Consider the following 622-nt stretch of genomic DNA (forward strand, 5'->3'; position numbering starts at 1 on the left):
CAGACGAGGACCGGGCACAGGGACAGCTCGGCGAGCAGGCGCGACGGCTGGGCGAAGTCGTCGTAGGCCTGCCGCAGCCGCTGGCCGAGGAAGCGGCCCACGGTCGGCGGCAGCCGGCCCACGAGCACGTCCAGGGCCACCCGCTCGCGCCCGCCCGCCGCGACCACGGTCCGGACGAGCTCGAGGTTCTCGAACAGGACGTCGCCGTCGTAGCCGCCCGCGCCCAGCAGCACGGACCGGCGCACCCCGAGGGTCCCGGGCCAGTCCCCGCCCAGGGCACGGTTGAGCAGGGTGCGCCCGGTGTCCCAGCGGGCCTGCCAGGGCAGCCGGAGATAGTAGTTCTGCGGGCGGACCACCTCGGCCTCCCCCAGCAGCCCCACGATCCGCTCCAGGGTCTCCCCGGTGTGGCGCACGTCGTCGTCGGCCAGCACGATCCGCTCCTCGGCCGCACGGCGCACCCCCGTCATCACCCCCGCCACCTTGCCGTTGGACCCCGGCCAGGGCTCCGGGCGCACGTGCTCGACCGCCTCCGGCAGCGCGCGGCGGTGGGCGGCGAAGAGCTCCTCGGCGGAGCCGTCGACGACCGTGACGGGCAGCCACGCCACGACCTCGGCCAGGTAGC

1 protein-coding gene is annotated in these 622 nt (G+C 76.0%); it reads right to left on the reverse strand.

Features of this window, described 5'->3' with window-relative positions; all coding sequences use genetic code 11:
- Positions 1-622: glycosyltransferase family 2 protein (locus tag IEW07_RS20750; protein ID WP_188540689.1), on the reverse strand; the 622-nt coding region annotated here is incomplete at both ends.

The sequence above is a fragment of the Kocuria dechangensis genome (assembly GCF_014636775.1).
Lineage (GTDB): Bacteria > Actinomycetota > Actinomycetes > Actinomycetales > Micrococcaceae > Kocuria > Kocuria dechangensis.